Origin of the sequence: Streptococcus suis (genome assembly GCF_019794615.1) — a bacterium.
GTDB lineage: Bacteria > Bacillota > Bacilli > Lactobacillales > Streptococcaceae > Streptococcus > Streptococcus suis_AI.
Genome location: NZ_JAIMDU010000007.1, coordinates 16,619 through 35,853, shown reverse-complemented (window position 1 = coordinate 35,853; position 19,235 = coordinate 16,619). Strand labels below are relative to the sequence as shown.

Annotated in this window: 15 protein-coding genes; 14 read left to right on the top strand and 1 reads right to left on the bottom strand. The window is 41.7% G+C overall.

The window, feature by feature from the left end; translation table 11 throughout:
• Nucleotides 1–6: 6 nt before the first annotated feature.
• Entirely contained in the window at nucleotides 7–1,668 is a 1,662-nt protein-coding gene (locus tag K6V43_RS03100; RefSeq protein WP_222381596.1) for an NFACT RNA binding domain-containing protein, read from the bottom strand.
• A gap of 933 nt (nucleotides 1,669–2,601) precedes the next feature.
• On the opposite strand from K6V43_RS03100, the gene trpX reads away from it, so the two are divergent.
• The 14 genes from trpX (at nucleotide 2,602) to K6V43_RS03030 (ending at nucleotide 19,227) form a co-directional block, all read left to right on the top strand.
• A complete protein-coding gene (gene trpX / locus K6V43_RS03095) occupies nucleotides 2,602–3,600 on the top strand; it encodes a tryptophan ABC transporter substrate-binding protein (RefSeq protein ID WP_337250525.1) in 999 nt (332 codons plus the stop codon).
• A 14-nt stretch (nucleotides 3,601–3,614) separates the two neighbouring features.
• Complete coding sequence (locus tag K6V43_RS03090) at nucleotides 3,615–4,481, top strand: ABC transporter permease (RefSeq protein WP_222381593.1); 867 nt, start codon at nucleotides 3,615–3,617, stop codon at nucleotides 4,479–4,481.
• Nucleotides 4,478–5,236 carry an ABC transporter ATP-binding protein gene (locus K6V43_RS03085; RefSeq protein ID WP_024404873.1) on the top strand — a complete coding sequence of 253 codons (759 nt, stop codon included), beginning with the start codon at nucleotides 4,478–4,480 and terminating at the stop codon, nucleotides 5,234–5,236. Before K6V43_RS03090 ends, K6V43_RS03085 begins: the two co-directional genes overlap by 4 nt.
• Nucleotides 5,237–5,581: 345 nt before the next feature.
• Nucleotides 5,582–6,064, top strand: a complete 483-nt coding sequence (locus K6V43_RS03080) for a prolyl-tRNA synthetase associated domain-containing protein (protein WP_222381592.1) — start codon at nucleotides 5,582–5,584, stop codon at nucleotides 6,062–6,064.
• A 596-nt stretch (nucleotides 6,065–6,660) separates the two neighbouring features.
• On the top strand, nucleotides 6,661–8,322 hold the full coding sequence (locus K6V43_RS03075) for a ribonuclease J (protein WP_024397401.1): 1,662 nt from the start codon (nucleotides 6,661–6,663) through the stop codon (nucleotides 8,320–8,322).
• A gap of 60 nt (nucleotides 8,323–8,382) precedes the next feature.
• Nucleotides 8,383–9,159, top strand: a complete 777-nt coding sequence (locus tag K6V43_RS03070) for an alpha/beta hydrolase (protein ID WP_024397400.1) — start codon at nucleotides 8,383–8,385, stop codon at nucleotides 9,157–9,159.
• Nucleotides 9,160–9,224: 65 nt separating this feature from the next.
• On the top strand, nucleotides 9,225–9,923 hold the full coding sequence (locus K6V43_RS03065) for a M57 family metalloprotease (protein ID WP_222381591.1): 699 nt from the start codon (nucleotides 9,225–9,227) through the stop codon (nucleotides 9,921–9,923).
• Between the two features lie 43 nt (nucleotides 9,924–9,966).
• Nucleotides 9,967–10,323, top strand: coding sequence for a hypothetical protein (locus K6V43_RS03060; protein WP_024391915.1), 357 nt, complete (start codon nucleotides 9,967–9,969; stop codon nucleotides 10,321–10,323).
• A gap of 107 nt (nucleotides 10,324–10,430) precedes the next feature.
• Nucleotides 10,431–12,329, top strand: coding sequence for an ABC-F family ATP-binding cassette domain-containing protein (locus tag K6V43_RS03055; RefSeq protein ID WP_222381589.1), 1,899 nt, complete (start codon nucleotides 10,431–10,433; stop codon nucleotides 12,327–12,329).
• A 196-nt stretch (nucleotides 12,330–12,525) separates the two neighbouring features.
• A complete protein-coding gene (locus K6V43_RS03050; RefSeq protein WP_024404880.1) occupies nucleotides 12,526–13,002 on the top strand; it encodes a helix-turn-helix domain-containing protein in 477 nt (158 codons plus the stop codon).
• 1 nt (nucleotide 13,003) lies between these two features.
• On the top strand, nucleotides 13,004–13,831 hold the full coding sequence (locus tag K6V43_RS03045; RefSeq protein ID WP_222381588.1) for a putative RNA methyltransferase: 828 nt from the start codon (nucleotides 13,004–13,006) through the stop codon (nucleotides 13,829–13,831).
• A 24-nt stretch (nucleotides 13,832–13,855) separates the two neighbouring features.
• Entirely contained in the window at nucleotides 13,856–14,611 is a 756-nt protein-coding gene (locus K6V43_RS03040; RefSeq protein WP_222381586.1) for an epoxyqueuosine reductase QueH, read from the top strand.
• Nucleotides 14,612–14,840: 229 nt separating this feature from the next.
• Nucleotides 14,841–18,203: a type I restriction endonuclease subunit R gene (locus K6V43_RS03035; protein ID WP_261311763.1), complete on the top strand. Its 3,363-nt coding sequence runs from the start codon at nucleotides 14,841–14,843 to the stop codon at nucleotides 18,201–18,203.
• Nucleotides 18,204–18,207: 4 nt separating this feature from the next.
• Nucleotides 18,208–19,227: an AbiH family protein gene (locus K6V43_RS03030; protein ID WP_222381584.1), complete on the top strand. Its 1,020-nt coding sequence runs from the start codon at nucleotides 18,208–18,210 to the stop codon at nucleotides 19,225–19,227.
• Nucleotides 19,228–19,235: the final 8 nt, after the last annotated feature.

Here is a 19,235-nt window from a genome sequence, read left to right as displayed (position 1 = left end):
TGAAAATCAATTGATTTTCATGGTCTTTATTTTTTCTTCTGTTGGGGTGACGCGGAGGGTCTTCTGACCGCGGTAGGTCACAAAACCTGGCTTGCTACCTGTTGGTTTATGGAGTTTTTTGGCTTCAATCATATCGACTTGAACCAAGTTAGAATGCCTTGCCTTGGAGAAGTAGGCAGCCAGCTCGGCCGCGTCTGTCTTGACCTCGTCGCTTGGGTCCAAGTTGTCTGTGATGACCACGTGACTGCCTGGAATGTCTTTGGCATGGAACCAGAGTTCGCCTTTTTTGGCCATTTTGAAGGTCAACTCATCATTTTGCAGGTTATTTTTTCCGACCAGAATAATGGTTTTTCCGTCCGTCGCCAAGTAACGCTCAGGTTTTTGGCGTTTATGGATTTTCTCACGGTGGCGACGCTTGAGGTAACCTGTTTCAATCAATTCCTCGCGGATTTCGTCGATTTCAGGCAGACTAGCCTGCCCCAGCATGGTGTCAACGGACTCCAGATAGACAATGGTCGCCTTGGTCTCCTCAATCAAGTTGGTCAGGTGCTTGACCGCCTCCTTGAGTTTCTGATACTTCTTGAAGTAACGCTGGGCATTTTGGCTAGGAGTGAGAGCCACGTCCAACTCTATCACCAGCTCCTGGCCCGTATAGTAGTTGTCTAACCGCACGCTCGGCTGGTCGTTGGGTACCTGATGCAGATAGGTGGTCAGGAGCTCACCCTTTTGCCGCACCAACTCCGCCGTCTCCGTATCCGCCAATTCCTGCTCCTGCTTGACCAGCTTCTTGCGATTCTTCTCTAACTCACTCGCCACCCGCTTGATCAGCTCATTGGCCTGTTGGGCCACCCGATCCCGCTCCGCCTTGTCCTGATAGTAGAAGTCCAGCAGACTGCTCAGGCTCTCAAAGTGTGGCTGGTTTTCAGGGCTATTGGCAAATGGCAGAGCAGCATAGGACTTGTCTGTCAGGCTAGGCTGTGTAGCCTGGTCAAAAAAGGCACGGAAGTTCTTCAGGCGGTCTGTCTGCAAATGACTGGCCAGTTCAGAAGCCGTGTCCCGACCCAAACCTTGAAAGATTTGTTGCAGATTTTTCGGAGACAAATCTTGCGTGGACAAAATTTCAAACAATTTCTCATCAGACACCGTGTAAGGATTGAGAGAATGCATCTCCGGTGGACGAATGTAGGTCGAGCCAGGCAAGATAGTTCGGTAGGAATTTTGCGAGAAACCGACATGCTTGATAGCCTCGATAATCTTCTGTTCAGACTTATCTACCAAGATAATATTGCTATGTTTCCCCATAATTTCTACGATCAAGGTAGCTTGGATATGGTCTCCAATCTCATCTTTGTTGGACACCGAAAACTCTAAGATGCGATCGTTTTCTAACTGTTTAATTTCCTCGATAACCGCACCTTGTAAATACTTCCTCAGAATCATGGTAAAGGTATTAGGCACCTTAGGATTTGTAAATTCTGTTTGAGTGAGCTGGACACGGCCAAAAACTGAATGTGCAGACAAGAGTAATTTATGGCTCTGGCGGTTGCTTCGGATGTTCAGAACAATTTCCTGTTCAAAGGGCTGGTTGATTTTCTGAATCCGCCCACCTTCTAAATTGGCCCTTAACTCAGCCGTCATGTGATGTAAAAAAAATCCGTCAAAAGACATGGTTTTCCTCTTTCTAATCGCTATAACTCAGTCTAGTATATCATATTTCATAGATTTTTTGATGAGACCCAGCACGGAGCCGGAAGAAAAATTTTCAGAAAATTTAATCAAAAGTATTGACAAAGATTGATGGATGCCGTATAATCGTCTGTAATCAGAAGAAGTAGTAAAGCAGAAGTCTTCAGGGAGCCTGTGGTACTGGGAACGGGTGGCGGAGTTTTATGAAATGGGCTGATGTGCATTTATGTCTATTTTATGACCTCGTTAGTCGGTCTTGCCGTACCACCAGTACTGCCTTCACTCGACTGCCTAGTCCTAAAATGCCCTAAATTCACAAGGATTGTTTGGCATAACATACTTTGCGTAGACTGTTTTGGCTGAGTACGAGGCAGGTCGACGCAGCTTATACTAGCGGTATAGCAAGGAGAGCTAACGAAGTAATCAGCCAAAACAGTCACGCAAATGAACTTAAAACAATGATAGTTCGGTTGGCACACCTTACAGTGCAACTCCTTGTTAGAGGAGATGAGATATGGGAGGATTCTAGACAATTCCCATAAGTGAGGTGGCACCGTGTCATTGACGCCCTCGCAGGTTTTTCCTGCGGGGGCTTTTTCCTTTTAGTCATTCAGTTTATCTTTTATTACGTCGACGAATGAGGAAACTTCGTTTCCATATTTCCAACTTCAAATAATTTCATCATTATTTGAACTCGCTTTGCCGTACTTTGCAGGGGTGACTTGCTCCACAAGTGCTATTTCCAACCTTGTACAGTCACTCGACTGTACAAGCTGACTGCAGCTCGTTGCCTTGTACTAAAAGCAAACTGAAAGACTATTATCTAAACGAGGTATTTATGATGAAACGATGGCGATGGTGGAAAAGTATACTGATGGTGTAGGATTTGTTTATTAAAAAGGAGAATTAGAAATGATGAAAAATAAGAATTTGCTTGCTACAATTATTGCCCTTACTGTGATGGTGGTTGCTGCCTTGTTTTTGACGCAAAAAGAACAGAACAATTCAACGAATAGCACAGAAAAAGTTAAAATTGGGGTTCTCCAATTTGTCACACATGATTCACTAGACGAAATTTACAAGGGAATCAAAGCAGGACTTGAAGAAGGTGGCTATACAACAACTGAGAATCTCTCCATTGATTTTATGAATGCAGAAGGTGATCAGTCACAGGTTCAAACCATGAGTAAAAAATTGGTGGACAATGGCAATGAGCTATTGATTGGTATTGCGACACCTGCTGCACAGGGATTAGCAAACGCTACGACAGAATTACCTATCATCATGGGGGCTGTAACAGATCCTGTTGGGGCTAACTTGGTAACTGACTTGAAAAATCCTGGTGGAAATATTACAGGAGTATCTGACCAAACACCAGTAGCAGATACAGTTTCTCTCATTAAAGAAATTACACCAAATGCAAAAACAATCGGTGTTCTTTACTCCTCAAACGAAGACAATTCAAAAATTCAAGTTGCTGAATTTAAGGCAGCAGCAGAAGAGGCTGGCTATACAGTTCTTGAATATGCAGTTGCTTCAAGCAATGAATTGGCTTCTACTGTAGAGGTGGCAAGCAGCAAGGTAGACGCCCTCTTCACCCCTGTAGATAATACGGTTGCATCTGCCTTTTCAACTGTCGTATCTGTGGCAAATAAAACCAAAACACCGATTTTCACAAGCGTAGAAGACATGGTCGAAGGTGGCGGTATTGCATCTGTTACCCTCAGTCAATATGACTTGGGTGTTGCAACTGGTAAAATGGCTGCAAAAATTCTTGATGGTGCCAATCCAGCGGACACACCTGTGCAAATCTTTAACGAGGGTACCATTGTAGTCAACCAAAAAGTTGCTAAAGAATTAGGAATTACCTTGTCAGATGATGTGATCAATCAGGCAAGTAAAGTTATTGAATAAAACAAAGGATAGTTATGATTGTATCAACAGTTTCACAGGCTCTTTTATGGGCTGTACTTGGTATAGGAATATTCGTCACGTTTAGAATATTGAATTTTCCAGATATGACGACCGAAGGCTCTTTCCCTCTAGGTGGTGCAGTTGCTGTTACCTTGCTCACTCAGGGAGTTCATCCTGTTTTGGCAACTTTGGCAGCTGTATTGGCAGGGTGCATGGCAGGCTTGGTTACAGGCTTGTTATATACCAAGGGGAAAATCCCTACACTTTTGGCTGGTATTTTAGTGATGTCTTCCTGCCACTCTGTTATATTATTTATCATGGGTCGTGCTAATTTGGGCTTGTTGAATACGAATCGTTTACAAGATTTACTTCCTTTTTCTGATCAGGTCAATAGCTTGTTGTTAGGTTTGGGAAGTGTTGCCTTAGTGATTGCAGCCTTGATGTTCTTCCTATATACAAAACTTGGACAAGCTTTTATCGCGACAGGGGACAATCCAGATATGGCGCGTAGTTTTGGGATCCACACCAGCAGAATGGAATTGCTCGGTTTAGTACTTTCAAACGGGATTATTGCTCTTGCTGGCGCCTTAATTGCACAACAGGAAGGCTATGCGGATGTTTCTCGTGGTATTGGTGTCATTGTGGTCGGAATGGCAAGTCTAATCATCGGTGAAGTTCTTTATGGAAATCTGACCATGCTAGAGCGATTATTGGCCATTGCTGTAGGTGCTATCTTTTATCAATTCTTAATTCTCGGTGTTATTTCACTAGGAATCAATACTAGCTACCTTCGTATCTTCTCTGCTATGATTTTGGCAATCTGTCTCATGGTTCCCGAGTTGAAAAATAAAGTGTTGAAAGGAGCTAGTTTGTCAAGATGAAAGCAATTGTAGAATTAAAAAATGCTACTAAAGTAGTGACCAATGGATTTAATGAAGAGCGTGTCATCTTAGATAAGGTAAATCTGACCATCTACCAAGGGGATTTTATTACCATTTTAGGTGGTAATGGAGCTGGAAAGTCAACACTTTTTAATGTCATTGCAGGAACCTTGCCCTTGACCAGTGGTTCAGTTCATATTCTTGGTGAGGATGTAACCAATTGGCCTGCAGAGAAACGGGCAAAATACTTAGCTCGTGTCTTTCAAGATCCGAAAATGGGAACAGCTCCTCGTATGACGGTGGCTGAAAACTTGCTCATCGCAAAATACCGTGGCGAGGGACGGGGTTTGGTACCACGTAAATTATCTCAACAGATAGAGGAATTTGCTCAACTCTTACCGCGAGTTGGAAATGGTTTGGAAAAACATTTGGAAACGCCAGCAGGGCTTTTATCAGGTGGTCAACGTCAGGCATTGAGTCTCTTGATGGCGAGTTTGAAACAACCAGAATTATTGTTATTGGATGAGCATACTGCTGCACTTGACCCCAAAACCAGTCAATCCTTGATGCAGTTAACGGATGAATTGATTGCGACCAAGGGAATGACTGCGCTTATGGTCACTCATCAGATGGAAGATGCGTTGCGTCACGGCAATCGACTGATTGTCATGAAAAATGGTCAGATCATTCAGGATCAGACTGCTGAAGAAAAATCTAAGATGAAACTGGAAGATTATTATAAGTTGTTTGATTAAGAACCTGTAGTCATAGTTCAGTACTTCTAAGTCTAGTTTTAGCACAAAAATAGACTTAACTCAGTGCATTTCACTTGTGAATACAGGTCCCTATAGTCTGGAGCAATCCAGGCTTTTCTTTTCCTTTGAGCGGTATAAAAAAATGAAGTATACTATACTTATATAAAGTCATTTGAATTAGCTTTGATACATCGTCACTTTGGGTTTGTCATACTCTACGAAAGTGGCTTGTTTCGCAAGTCTTATTTCCAACCTAGAACAGCCCATTAGTCTGTTCTAGCTACCTGCATCTCAATTTCTTGTCTGAAAGCGAATTCATTCGACTATACATAGAGAGGTAGCGTCATGGAAAACCTTGTTTTTAATAAACTGGCAGAATTAGGAATTGATTACGAGTTTATTGAACATCCAGCTGCTTTGACCACAGAAGATGCGGACCGCTATATAGAAGGATTAGAAGGAGTCCGCACCAAGTCTATGTTTCTGACAAACAAAAAGAAAACAGCTTTCTATTTGTTGATTATGGATGACCAGAAGCAGTTGGATATGAACCATTTTCGTGATTTGGTGGGAGCCAACCGCATCCGGATGGCCTCCAGTGATAGTTTGATGGAAAAGATGCACTTGCCAGCTGGAGTGGTTTCTATTTTTGGTTTGTTGCATAATGTTGAAAAGGATATTCAAGTCTATTTTGACAAAGAAATTTTAGCTCAACCCATACTAACCTTCCATCCAAATGTGAATACCAAAACAATTTTTGTCAAGACTGAAGATGTTTTACGTTTTGTTGAGGAAATTGGTTTTTCAGTCCATATCGTTGAATTGTGATGTAGTATGAAATAGTTAGTTTTTCAATTTTGTAAGAATGTTTATGGACTTGGTTCGCATGGACGTCATCAAATGGAGACAAAAGTGATTTTGTTACAAATTTATTTATAGGAACTTCGTTGATTTTCAGCGGAGTTTTTGTAAATTTTCTTGAAAAAATGTATAATAGAAACGATAGCTAAAATATAGTCTTTTAGTTTACTTTTAGTACTCGCTCCAACTATCTGGGAGATAGTTGGAGGTTGGAAATAGAGCGAACAAAGTTCGCATCAAAAGCCGCAGGCATAACTCAATGCTTTCTTGTTTCTAGGTGACCAGCTGGTGTACTTCGCTTTTTTGTTTTCAGGCTCAGGTACGAATAGTCCACCGGACTATTCGTATCCCCCAGACTGTTTCAATCAGGCAAGGCGAGTTCAAATACTCCTGTGGAGTGTTTGAAGTTGGAAATAGGGAAACGAAGTTTCCTCGTACGTCGAAGTAATAAAAGAAAAACTAAATGACGATAAATAGCAGACTGTAATTCGACTTGGGCATCCCAAGGACCGTTGGTAAGAAAAATAAAATGGACACCTGTGGGATGTCCAAAAGGAGTAAAGATGAGCACAATTAAAATTATGGCTCTTGGTGGTGTTCGGGAAAATGGGAAAAACCTCTATATTGCCGAAGTAAATGAGCATATTTTTGTTTTGGATGCGGGTGCAAAGTATCCAGAAAATGAACAACTTGGTGTGGATGTTGTCGTTCCGAACTTTGAATATTTGGAAGAAAATAAGCACCGTGTAGCAGGAGTCTTTTTATCGCATGGGCATGCGGATGCTATTGGGGCGCTTCCTTACCTTCTGGAAAAAGTGAAGGTACCGGTATTTGGTTCGCATTTGACGATTGAATTAGCAAAATTGATTGTTAAAAATAATAATGCAACGAAAAAATTCAATGATTTTCATGTAATCAATGAGAAGACTGAAATAGATTTTGGGGATTCGGTTGTTTCTTTCTTCCAAACAACTCACTCCATTCCTGAAAGCTTGGGAGTGGTGATTAAAACGGATCAAGGTAATATTGTTTATACAGGTGATTTTAAATTTGACCAAGCGGCAGATAAATTCTACAAGACTGATTTTAGTCGCTTAGCTGAGATTGGTAATGAGGGAGTTTTAGCGCTCTTGTCTGATTCTGCCAATGCTGACAGCAGTGAACAGGGTGCAAGTATGCATGAAGCAAGGGAAGAAATTCTAAATACAATTGCCGATTGGGATGGCCGTGTCATTGTTGCAGCAGTTGCCAGCAATATTGTCCGTATCCAACAAATTTTTGATGCAGCGGAAAAAACAGGTCGCCGTATTGTCCTAACGGGTCATGACGTGGAGAACATTGTCCGTACAGCAATTCAACTGAAGAAGTTGCATCTTGTCAGTGAAAAATTACTTGTGAAGCCGAAAGACATTGCGAAGTATGAGGACCATGAGCTCATTATTCTTGAAACAGGTCGTATGGGTGAGCCTTTGAATGGCTTGAGAAAAATGGCTATCGGTAGACACAGGTATGTTGAAATCAAAGATGGAGATCTAGTTTATATTGTTACGACTCCAAGTATTTCAAAAGAAGCGGTGGTAGCCCGTGTTGAAAACTTAGTGTATAAAGCTGGTGGGATTGTACAGTCTATAGCGAAGAAGTTGCGCGTGTCAGGTCATGGGAATTCTAGAGATCTTCAATTGATGATGAATATCATGAAGCCCAAATATCTTTTCCCTATCCAAGGGGAATACCGTCAATTAGAAGCTCATGCAAAAGCTGCTCTTGAAATCGGTATGTACCCAGAGAATATTATCATCGTCAAACGCGGTGATGTGATGTCCTTCGAAGATGGAGACTTTGTTCACAATGGTGCCGTACCTTCTGGTGATGTGATGATTGATGGTAATGCAATCGGTGATGTTGGAAATATTGTTCTGCGTGATCGTAAAATTCTCTCTGAAGATGGCATCTTTATTGTAGCTATCACAGTCAATCGTCGTGAAAAGAAAATTATTTCTAAGGCTAAAGTCAATACCCGAGGATTTGTCTATGTCAAGAAGAGTAAGGATATCTTGCGTGAGTCCTCAGAGTTAGTGAATGCAACAGTTGAAAATTACTTTACAAAAGATAGTTTTGACTGGACAGAGTTGAAAACTGCTGTTCGCGACGACCTCGCTAAATTCCTATTTGAACAGACTAAACGTCGCCCAGCTATTTTGCCAGTGATTATGGAAGTTAAATGAAATTAATAAATTTGTGAAGAGCCGAGGATAACTCAGGCTCTTTCCAATAAGGAGAAATATATGGCTATTATGAAAATAGAATATCACTCGGAAGTATTGGATATGTCTAGGCAGGTCAATGTCCTTTATCCAGACCGGAATCGGGTTGAAAATCCAGATGATAAAGACATTCCTGTTTTGTATCTCCTACATGGAATGGGAGGGAACCACGACTCTTGGCTCAATCGGTCGACAATTGAACGACTGGTTCGCTATACCAATCTCATTGTTGTTATGGTCAATACAGATAAGGGCTGGTATACCAATACTACTTATGGTATGAATTACTATGACGCCTTTGCGATTGAATTGCCTCAGATTTTGAAACGCTTCTTCCCAAATATGTCTAATCAGCGCGAAAAGAACTTTATAGCTGGTTTGTCAATGGGTGGTTATGGTGCTTTTAAATTGGCACTGGGGACAAATCGTTTTTCTTACGCAGCATCTTTGTCAGGAGCTCTCCAGTTTGATTTTGACAATCCCGCCTCAGCGTCCTTGGGAAATATGGCCTACTGGCAGGGAGTCTTTGGGGATATTTCTGACACAAAAAATCCAAATAGCTTGCTAGAAATGGTCAAACAATCGGATAAAAAAACAAAGTTCTATGCCTGGTGTGGGGAAGAAGATTTTCTCTTTGATGGCCATCAAAAGGCGGTTGATGCTTTAAAAAATGCGGGTCTGGATATTGAAGCAAGTGTTGGTCCTGGCAAACACGAATGGTATTATTGGAACCAGCAGATTGAAAAGGTTTTATCTTGGTTACCAATTGATTTTGAATTAGAAGAAAGATTATCTTAAGTTTTAAGAAAAGATTTAGAAAATTTAGCTATACTGAAGCCTATTTCCAGGTAGAGGTGTAGTATATGAATATTATTAAAAGTATTTTTCGGTGGATTTGGCGAACGTTTTGGGGCTTAGTTTGGTTATCAATGGTGGTCATCACCTGTGGTTTGGGATTGCTGTTCTATTTTCAAAAAGATGCGGCCCCTCAAATGCTTCAAACATTGGCACAAGAAGTTCAATTGATGGTCAATGGACAATCAGAGGTATCTTTAGAAGAAGGTGTTGATACCATTAAACACCTCACAACTGATACGGTGAATACAGCCGATCATGGCCGTTGGGAAAGTAATACTGCGACGGTCTATATTGAAACCCAAAACCCGACTTTTATGGCTGCCTATGAGACAGCCATTGCTAATTGGAATGCGACAGGTGCCTTTACCCTTGTCCTTACTACTGACCCCAGTCAGGCCGATATTATTGCAACAGAGATGAATGATGGAAATACGCAGGCAGCAGGCGAAGCCAATTCAACAACGAACTTACTTACGAATTATTATAGTTCAGTAACGGTTCGCTTAAATAGTTATTATTTGTTAAAAGAACAATATGGTTATGATATGGATCGGATTGTTCACACAGCTGAACACGAATTAGGACACGCGATTGGTCTAGACCATGAAGATAATCAGACCTCTGTCATGGAGTCAGCGGGTTCCAATCATGGTATTCAGCAGGCAGATATTGATGCAGTTGTCCAGCTTTATACTACGTATTGACTGATATACGAATCATAAAATAAATAAAGGAGTCTATCTTAACATGTTTCGCAATTTATTAAAGCGGTATCCTGAGCAAGCTCTGCTATTTCTCTATAATGCCGGCATTTTTGCATGGCTGAAGACAAGTGGGCAGTCAATTATGAATCAATTGGGTGTATCATCGGACTGGGTGGAAAAAATTCCTGCCCCGGTGCGTGATTTGGCGGGGAACAGTCTTGCTGGAATGGAATCATTATTGAATTCCTCTGCATGGGGATGGTTGATTGTCTCGATGATATTGCTAGTCATCATTCGATTTGTGAAAGGCTTGATTAAGTTTATGATCATGGTCATCATTATTGTTGGTGGACTTTACCTGCTTTGGCAGAATAAGGAACTACTGAATGGCTTAGGTTAGAAAATGTGAAAATCACATGAAAAACAGCAACTGAAAAGTCGCTGTTTTTTGTTGAAATCAGAAAAAGGATTCCGCACTGTTACCCTAAATTATGGTACAATATTGCTATGATTATTCTAAGTGGAAACAAGATTGAACGCTCTTTTGCGGGCGAAGTTTTATTTAACAATATCAACATTCAAGTAGATGAACGGGATCGGATTGCCCTTGTCGGAAAAAATGGCGCAGGCAAGTCTACTCTGCTCAAAATCCTTGTCGGAGAAGAAGCAGCGACTAGCGGTGAGATTTCTACCAAACGGGATCTATCCCTTTCTTATCTGGCGCAGGACAGTCGATTCCAGTCGGAAAATACCATTTACGATGAAATGCTCCATGTCTTTGACGACTTGCGGACGACAGAAAAACGTCTACGTGGTATGGAAGAGCAAATGGGCAGTCTTTCTGGTAATGAACTCGACCAGCTGATGAAGACCTATGATAGTCTGTCGGAAGAATATCGTCTGGCCGGTGGTTTTAACTATGAGGCAGATATTCGTGCTATTTTGAATGGTTTTAAGTTTGACCAGACCATGTGGGATATGAAAATCTCTGAGCTCTCTGGTGGGCAGAATACTCGTCTTGCACTGGCAAAAATGTTGCTTGAAAACCCGGAATTATTGGTGCTGGATGAGCCAACCAACCACCTGGACATTGACACGATTGCCTGGCTGGAAAACTACCTAGTACATTACAAAGGAGCCTTGATCATTGTTAGCCATGACCGCTATTTCTTGGATAAGGTAGCAACGGTCACTCTGGATTTGACCAAGCATTCCTTGGATCGCTATGTGGGTAATTATTCTCAGTTTGTTGAGCTCAAAGAACAGAAGCTGCAGACCGAGTTGCAAAACTATGAAAAGCAACAGAAGGAGATTGCCAAGTTAGAAGACTTTGTCCAGAAAAATATCGTCCGAGCTTCGACCACCAAGCGTGCCCAGGCTAGACGCAAGCAGTTGGAGAAGATGGAGCGACTGGACAAGCCAACAACTGGTCAGAAGTCTGCCAACATGACTTTCCAGTCGGACAAGACTTCTGGCAATATTGTCTTGACAGTGGAAAATGCTGCGGTGGGTTACGATGGAGACATTCTCTCTCAGCCTATTTCCATTGACCAACGAAAGCTGGATGCCATTGCTATAGTTGGTCCCAATGGAATCGGAAAAACAACCCTGCTCAAATCCATCATCGGAGCTCTGCCATTTATCAAAGGGGAAGCTAAGCTAGGTGCCAATGTGGAAGTGGGCTACTATGACCAGACCCAGTCGGCACTGACGCCCTCCAACACGGTCTTGGAGGAGCTCTGGTCAGCCTTTCCGACCACACCTGAAGTGGAAATCCGCAACCGCCTTGGAGCCTTCCTCTTCTCAGGCGATGATGTCAAAAAGTCCGTCTCCATGCTGTCTGGTGGGGAAAAAGCCCGCCTGCTCCTCGCCAAGCTGTCCATGGAAAACAACAACTTCCTCATCCTTGATGAGCCGACCAACCACTTGGATATCGACAGCAAGGAGGTCTTGGAAAATGCCCTCATCGACTTTGATGGCACCCTCCTCTTTGTCAGCCACGATCGTTATTTCATCAACCGCGTCGCCACCAAGGTACTGGAAATCTCGGAAACGGGCTCCACGCTCTATTTGGGCGACTATGATTATTATTTGGAGAAAAAGGCAGAGCTGGAAGCAGAAGCCTTGCCTGAACAGATAGAAACGGCTAACCAATCAACCGGAGCCATGGACTACCAAGCCCAAAAGGAAAATCTAAAAGAGCAACGCAAATTGGCCCGCCGCATCGAGCAAATCGAGGTAGAAATCGAGACTATTGAGAACCGCTTGAGTGAGCTCAACCAAGCCATGCTAGAAACCAATGACATTGGTTCGTTGACCGATTACCAAAAAGAAATCGACCAACTGACAAACCAACAAGATAGCCTCATGGAAGAATGGGAAGACTTATCGGAACAGCTTGGCTAGGTTGACAGGAAGTTGATACTAACCTAATACCTTGATAGGACAGGCTTGCAAGCAGGACTTGCGCTGGAAAAAGTCTGCCGCAATATGACCTTGCGGTCAAAAATGTTATTTGCAAGCCAGCCTTTCTTGGCAAAGATCGACCGACAAGCTAAGATAAAGTCAGGGCCTGCAAGCCAGGTCCTGAAAGGAGAAGGAAGTGAACTTTGGACAACAAATCAAAGACTTACGCAAGAAAAATGGTTTGACTCAGGAACAGTTTGCCCTCAAACTCAATGTGACGCGGCAGGCTGTTTCCAACTGGGAAAATGACAAAAACCTACCCGATTTGGAACTCTTGATTCTCATGTCCTCTGTCTTTTCAATCTCCCTAGATCAACTTATCTTAGGAGGAACTGACATGAACAACATGACAGAAAAACTAGTCAAGGACGGTCGCGAAGGCCGTCGTACCCAGATGCACCTGACCATTACCATTATTGGAAGCTTTCTCATGGTTTTAGGCCTTGTCTGCTTTCTCATCAAGGCCAATTCCGTCGAATATGTCGATGCCAACGGCATCCTGCATGAAAACTTCTACCTGCTCCCAATTGGCTACTTGCTAGTTTTTACAGGAGCCATTGCCACGCTCCTATCAGGACTAGCCCTGCACCGCTTTAGAAAAGAAAATACCTAACATGACCAAACATCCACGTTTTAGCAATAGCGACCAATTTTTCGCCTGTCCACATTGTGGGCAGGCTCTTGGTCTTGACCTCAACAGCCTCCGCTGCCCCAACCGCCATACCTTCGACATCGCCAAGCAAGGCTACGTCAATCTGGCACCCCAGGTCAAGCAGTCTGCCAAGTACCACAAGTCTAGCTTTGAAAATCGTCAGGCCTTTTTAGAGGCAGGCTATTACGATCATCTCTACGAGGCTTTGGAGGGGAAAATAGCAGAGCTGGGTTTGCAGTCAGTCTTGGACATCGGCTGTGGAGAGGGCTTTTATTCCCGCAAATTAGCCGAGAAAATGGACTTGGACATTCTTGCTTTTGATATTTCTAAGGATTCCATACTCCTAGCAGCCAGATCTGACAGTACCAAGTCAGTCAAATGGTTTGTTGGAGACTTGACCAAGTTACCGATTCAAGACAAGACCATTGACGGCATCTTGGACATCTTTTCCCCAGCCAATTATCAGGAGTTCGCCAGAGTACTAAAAGACGGTGGGGCTATTCTCAAACTGGTCCCAGGACCCAATCACCTCAAGGAGCTCCGCCATTTAGCCAAAGACCAACTCCGAAAGGAGTCCTATGATAATCGTGATATAGTGGAGCATTTTAAGGCTTATGTGGGACAGGTTGAGGAGGTCTTTGTCAGTCGTACCCTGCCGATTTCTGCCGATCATGCTCAAGTATTGGCAGATATGACCCCCCTCTTTTTCCAAGTGGACCAGTCTAGGCTGGACTTAAAGCAGTTGACTGAAATTACCATTGAAGGTGTGCTTTTAGTTGGCTGGAAGTGAAAGAAAGGATGATTGTGAGGTTATATGATAACAGTTGAAGAGATTTTAACTCAATTATCGCCAAATCAAAAGGTCAATTATGACAAGGTTTTTCAGAAAATGGCAGCATCATGGCAGTCATCTGGAATTCGTCCCAAGGTTCTCATGCATGTTTGTTGCGCACCATGTTCTACCTATACACTGGAATATTTGACACAATATGCGGATGTTACTATCTATTTTGCCAATTCCAATATTCATCCAAAGGCGGAATACCAACGGCGAGCAGCTGTGACTGCCCAGTTTGTCAGTGATTTCAACCAGAAAACAGGTCAAACTGTGGGGTATTTGGAAGCTGACTATAGCCCTCAGGAATTTTTCAAAAAAACCCAGCATCTGGCAAATGAGCCAGAGGGAGGAGACCGTTGCAAGGTATGTTATGATTATCGTTTGGACAAGACCGCTGAAAATGCGGTTGAACTTGGTTTTGACTACTTTGGTTCGGCATTGACAATTAGTCCACATAAGAATGCGCAAACCATCAATGCTGTTGGAATTGAGGTGCAGAAGCTGTACGATACCCAATATCTTCCGAGTGATTTCAAGAAAAATAGTGGTTACCAGCGATCGGTTCAGATGTGTGAAGAATATGATATTTATCGCCAGTGTTACTGTGGCTGTGTTTATGGGGCACATGCCCAAGGTGTCAATCTCGTACAGGTAAAAAAAGAAGCCTTGGAATTTTTAAAAGAGCATAGAGACTACTCCCATATCCCATTTAAGGTGTTGGAGAAGGAGTGAAAATATCATTTCTTTTTAGGTAGAGGTGTGGTAAAATATACGTAACAATCCATTGTAAATTTTAGGGGAAAACTATGAAACTTCTATACATGTTTGCACACACACATATATATATATATATATATATATATATATATCTTGGCAATTTAAATTTCCTTTCCAATCCATCAATACCCAAAACCTGCCCAAATCGGCAGGCTTTTTGCGTTGTCGAAAGGTGGGGATTTAGATGAATTGGAATCAAATTTTAGTGGAAATTCCAGTATATGCACCAGAACTACTCGAAGAAATTAACCTTATTAATGACTATCAGACTGGACTGATCGAGAAGTTAGAGAGGCAGGATAATGCTCAAGAACTAGAGGCGGTTTATCAGATAGAACAGGATCGCTTGATTGACATTCTTAAGGGTTATCTTGATATAAAACGTAAACCAAGTCACTATGCAGAAGCTGAACAAAAATTGACAGCTGCCTTTGGTCAATTAATTGGTTTTCGAAAGCATCTTCATAATTTATTGCAAAAAGTGAATGAAGAGGACTTGAAAGATTTTCAGATCAGCATGCGCTTATTGCCAGGGAAACGAGAATTGGTTGACCCTCAAGCTCTTTATCAGACCCCAAAACCTTCTAAGGAACTCCAGCTTGAAGATGAACTTATTCGTCATTTGACTAGTGGTGAAAGCCAGTGGGTTTATCGTCCTGAATTAAACACTGAGGAACTTCTCTGGGCGAATTTTTTTGCTAAATTGGAAGAAAATAATGTACGCTATTTATCCGATCACCCTCTGACCGAACAAGAGAAACATCAAATTAGAAATCAGCTAAATTTTGTAAATTTCTACGAGGCTGCCAAGTGGTTAGCAGGAGAAAATGGTATTGCCAAAGTTCAAGTTCAACGGGAAGATGCTAGTCTGGGAACCATTCGATTGGAGGTCATCTGGCGACACAATGTTGCGGGAGGCAAGTCGAGCTATGAAGTCGTCAACCAAGTTGTAACAAAGGGTGACGCTGCAAGACAAAGACGTGGTGATGTGACGTTATTGATTAATGGTCTTCCAATGATACAGATTGAGCTTAAAAGTCGTTCACATCCTTATATGGATGCCTTTCGTCAAATTCGTAAATATGAGCAAGAAGGGCAATTTAAGGGTATTTTCTCAAGTCTGCAAATGTTTGTGGTTTCAAATATTACGGAGACACGCTATATCGCGGCTGCCAAGGAATCTAAACTCAACGACCGCTTTTTGACCAAATGGGTAGATAAGAATAACCAACCGCAACCTCATCTTTTTGACTTTGCTAGAGAGGTCCTTTCTATTCCTATGGCCCATCAAATGGTTATGCAATATAGCGTGATTGACGACGATAAAAAAGCTCTTATCTTACTTCGACCATATCAGGTACATGCTATTGAGGCAATCAAAGATGCTAGTCGGCTTCGTCAGTCAGGCTATATCTGGCATACGACTGGTTCAGGTAAGACATTGACATCGTATAAAGTAGCTCGAAATCTATTACAAATCCCATCTATTGAAAAGACGATTTTTGTCATTGACAGGACGGATCTTGATCAGCAGACTACCTCGGCCTTTTTGTCCTACGCTGAAAACGACATGATTGATATCGATCAGACGGATAATACACAGCACTTACTCAAAAATCTGTTTTCCGAAGACCGACGTGTTATTGTCACGACTATCCAGAAACTCAATACACTATTGCGTCAATTTGAAGAGGGCTTGCATGAGAAATTTTTCCAACGAGTCAAAAATCTTAAATTAGCTTTTGTAGTGGATGAGTGCCACCGTGCTGTCACACCAGAACGCCAACGAATTTTAGAACAGTTCTTTGTCAACTCTCTTTGGTATGGTTTTACTGGGACACCTATTTTTAAAGAAAATAAGCGGGAACAAAAAGGGGATTTAGCTCAGACTACAGAAGAACAGTATGGGCCATGTCTTCATGAGTATACTGTAAAAGAAGCCATCCATGACCGAGCAGTATTAGGATTCCAAGTAGAGTATAAGACCACTATGCCAGGTTGGTATGAAGATGAGATTGAGGACGAATTTTATGATGACGAGCGTCATATGTTATCTGTCTTGGATTCAATACTAAACAAATCCAAGAGAAAACTTGGTTTCCAAAATGGTGTTGGAAAAACCTACGAGGGCTTGCTGACTGTCAAATCTATCGCTCGTGCCCAAGCCTATTATGATTTGATACAAGAAGTGAAGGCTGGTCATAAGAGCTTGACAATTTCTGAATCTGTAAAAAAAGTACTGCCAGACTTTCCAAAAGTTGCTATCACTTACTCAGTGACCGAGAATGACGAGTCATCTTTTGCCAATCAAGATTACATGAGCAAAAGTTTGGACGATTACAATGCCATGTTCGGGACTCATTTTACACTTGCGACACTTGGTTCTTATAATACTGACCTCAATGAACGCTTAGCACGGAAAAAAGATAAGTATGCCTTCCGTGAGGAGCAGTTGGACTTGGTTATCGTGGTGGATCGCCTGCTAACGGGATTTGATGCTCCATGCTTGTCTACCATTTTCATGGACAGGCAACCTATGAAACCCCAACACATCATCCAAGCCTTTTCCCGCACCAATCGCCTCTTTGACGAGGGCAAGAAGTTTGGGCAAATCGTGACATTTCAGACTCCAGAACGCTTCAAGGAAAAGGTTGACGAGGCCCTCAGTCTTTACTCAAATGGTGGTGAGTTTGCGGTGCTAGCTCCGACTTGGTTGGAAGAAAAAGCAAAATTTTTGGAGAAAGTTCACCAATTGTTAGCCATTTCTCCAAGTCCTGAAATGGTACCAGACTTGGATGCCAGCAGTGATGTCGAATTGAAACGATTTGCAAAAGCTTTTCAGGAATTTGATAAACTGTTTGCTTCTATTCAAGTTTATTCTAAGTATGATCAAGAAGAAATTCTTAAGGAAATTGGTCTAAGCTTAGAGGATATTGAAAATTTTTCAGGTCAGTACCAAAACGTTATTGAAGAACTCCGTAGACGCCGTAAAGAAGATGAAGGCGTTGATGAAACACCTTTTGACATTGAGTACGAGCTGGAGTCTGTCCGTACAGATGAAATCAACTATCACTACATCATCTCCCTCATCCAAAACCTGATTGATAGTAAAAATCAAGTCATCCCTGACAAGGAGAAAAAATTGGTGGACAACTACATCGCCGACTTGGACAAGACCAATCCAAAACTTTCCCAACTCATCTCTAAAATCTGGCAGGAAGCTCAGACCAATACTCAAGAATTCAAAGGTCAGTCTATCTCTCACAAGCTAGATGAAATGATTGACCTGACCATCCGTGAACAAGTCATATCCACAGCGCGTGATTGGTGTGTTGGTGAAGACGAACTCCAGTTTATCGTGGACAATTATCGCGTCGGTAAGGACAAGCAAATCGGGGAAAAAGCTTTAGTTGACACCTACGACTATACAAGCTATAAGGAAAACAAGGGCGACAAAGCCCTCAATAAGCTCAAATACAAAAAAGCCCTCAAAGAGGACTATATGAACATGATTGCGGAAGACATCCTACCATTGAGGGGGAGGTAGGAAGATGGATAAACTATTTATTATTGGAAATGGGTTTGATATAGCACATGGATTAAAATCAGACTATCTATATTTCAAAAAGTTTGTTTATGAAAAAGCTTTTGGAGAAAATCAAATTTTATCCTCCATAGACGATACAAAACAAATTGAAGATTTTTTCTTGGAAGAAGACGAAAAGATTGAACTAGAGTTGGATAGCATTGAGTTGCCGGCTTCAATTAACTTTGAATATTCAATAGATAATAATTTTTATCGCTATTTCTACCAAATTCTATTAAAGTTATGCAAGATAGAAGAATTTTGGAGAGATTTTGAAAAATCTTTGGTTAATATTGGTGGATTGCTTGTCGAAACGTTTCCATCAAGCCCAGAATATGCTCCACATATAGCAGAAGATACAGCGGATAGCATTAAAGAGTTTATATCTTATGCAATTCCACAGTTATTAAGAAAGTGGATTTCTAATGTGTATCAGGATTGGGAAAACGAGTTAGAAGAGAGAACAATTTCAAAGCATATTTCAAAAGATACGATTATGCTTTCAAAGGATGCCTACTTCTTGACTTTTAACTATACACCTGTTTTGGAAGAATACTATGGTATTTTTCCAAAACAAATTTGCCATATTCATGGAGAGTTAGATAAAACAAAACTTTTAATGGGGCATGGTGATTACTATTCGAAGCCACAAGAAGACCCAACTGCAACTCCATACTATTTAGATGTGGCTGTTGAAGCGACTAGGAAACCTGTTCAAAAGCAATTGCAAAAACACGCTGAGTTTTTCGATGGATTGAAAGATGTTAAAGAACTCTATGTAATTGGTTTTAACTTGACCGATAGTCATATAGTGGATAGACCATACTTTGAGGAACTTTTTGAAAAAGTCCCTAATATAGATATCTATATTGATGCATTTGCCAAGGATGATGAGTATAAAATCAAGAGAACTTTGAATGATTGGGGAGCGAAGAAAGCTTATCAACTGAGGTTTATTGATACTAATTCAAATACAATAGTGTAAGGAGATTA

Excerpts from the sequence above, each read along its gene's own strand:
- K6V43_RS03100 (WP_222381596.1), bottom strand. The coding sequence starts at position 1,668 with ATGTCTTTTGACGGATTTTTTTTACATCACATGACGGCTGAGTTAAGG.
- trpX (WP_337250525.1), top strand. The coding sequence starts at position 2,602 with ATGAAAAATAAGAATTTGCTTGCTACAATTATTGCCCTTACTGTGATG.
- K6V43_RS03090 (WP_222381593.1), top strand. The coding sequence starts at position 3,615 with ATGATTGTATCAACAGTTTCACAGGCTCTTTTATGGGCTGTACTTGGT.
- K6V43_RS03085 (WP_024404873.1), top strand. The coding sequence starts at position 4,478 with ATGAAAGCAATTGTAGAATTAAAAAATGCTACTAAAGTAGTGACCAAT.
- K6V43_RS03080 (WP_222381592.1), top strand. The coding sequence starts at position 5,582 with ATGGAAAACCTTGTTTTTAATAAACTGGCAGAATTAGGAATTGATTAC.
- K6V43_RS03075 (WP_024397401.1), top strand. The coding sequence starts at position 6,661 with ATGAGCACAATTAAAATTATGGCTCTTGGTGGTGTTCGGGAAAATGGG.
- K6V43_RS03070 (WP_024397400.1), top strand. The coding sequence starts at position 8,383 with ATGGCTATTATGAAAATAGAATATCACTCGGAAGTATTGGATATGTCT.
- K6V43_RS03065 (WP_222381591.1), top strand. The coding sequence starts at position 9,225 with ATGAATATTATTAAAAGTATTTTTCGGTGGATTTGGCGAACGTTTTGG.
- K6V43_RS03060 (WP_024391915.1), top strand. The coding sequence starts at position 9,967 with ATGTTTCGCAATTTATTAAAGCGGTATCCTGAGCAAGCTCTGCTATTT.
- K6V43_RS03055 (WP_222381589.1), top strand. The coding sequence starts at position 10,431 with ATGATTATTCTAAGTGGAAACAAGATTGAACGCTCTTTTGCGGGCGAA.
- K6V43_RS03045 (WP_222381588.1), top strand. The coding sequence starts at position 13,004 with ATGACCAAACATCCACGTTTTAGCAATAGCGACCAATTTTTCGCCTGT.
- K6V43_RS03040 (WP_222381586.1), top strand. The coding sequence starts at position 13,856 with ATGATAACAGTTGAAGAGATTTTAACTCAATTATCGCCAAATCAAAAG.
- K6V43_RS03035 (WP_261311763.1), top strand. The coding sequence starts at position 14,841 with ATGAATTGGAATCAAATTTTAGTGGAAATTCCAGTATATGCACCAGAA.
- K6V43_RS03030 (WP_222381584.1), top strand. The coding sequence starts at position 18,208 with ATGGATAAACTATTTATTATTGGAAATGGGTTTGATATAGCACATGGA.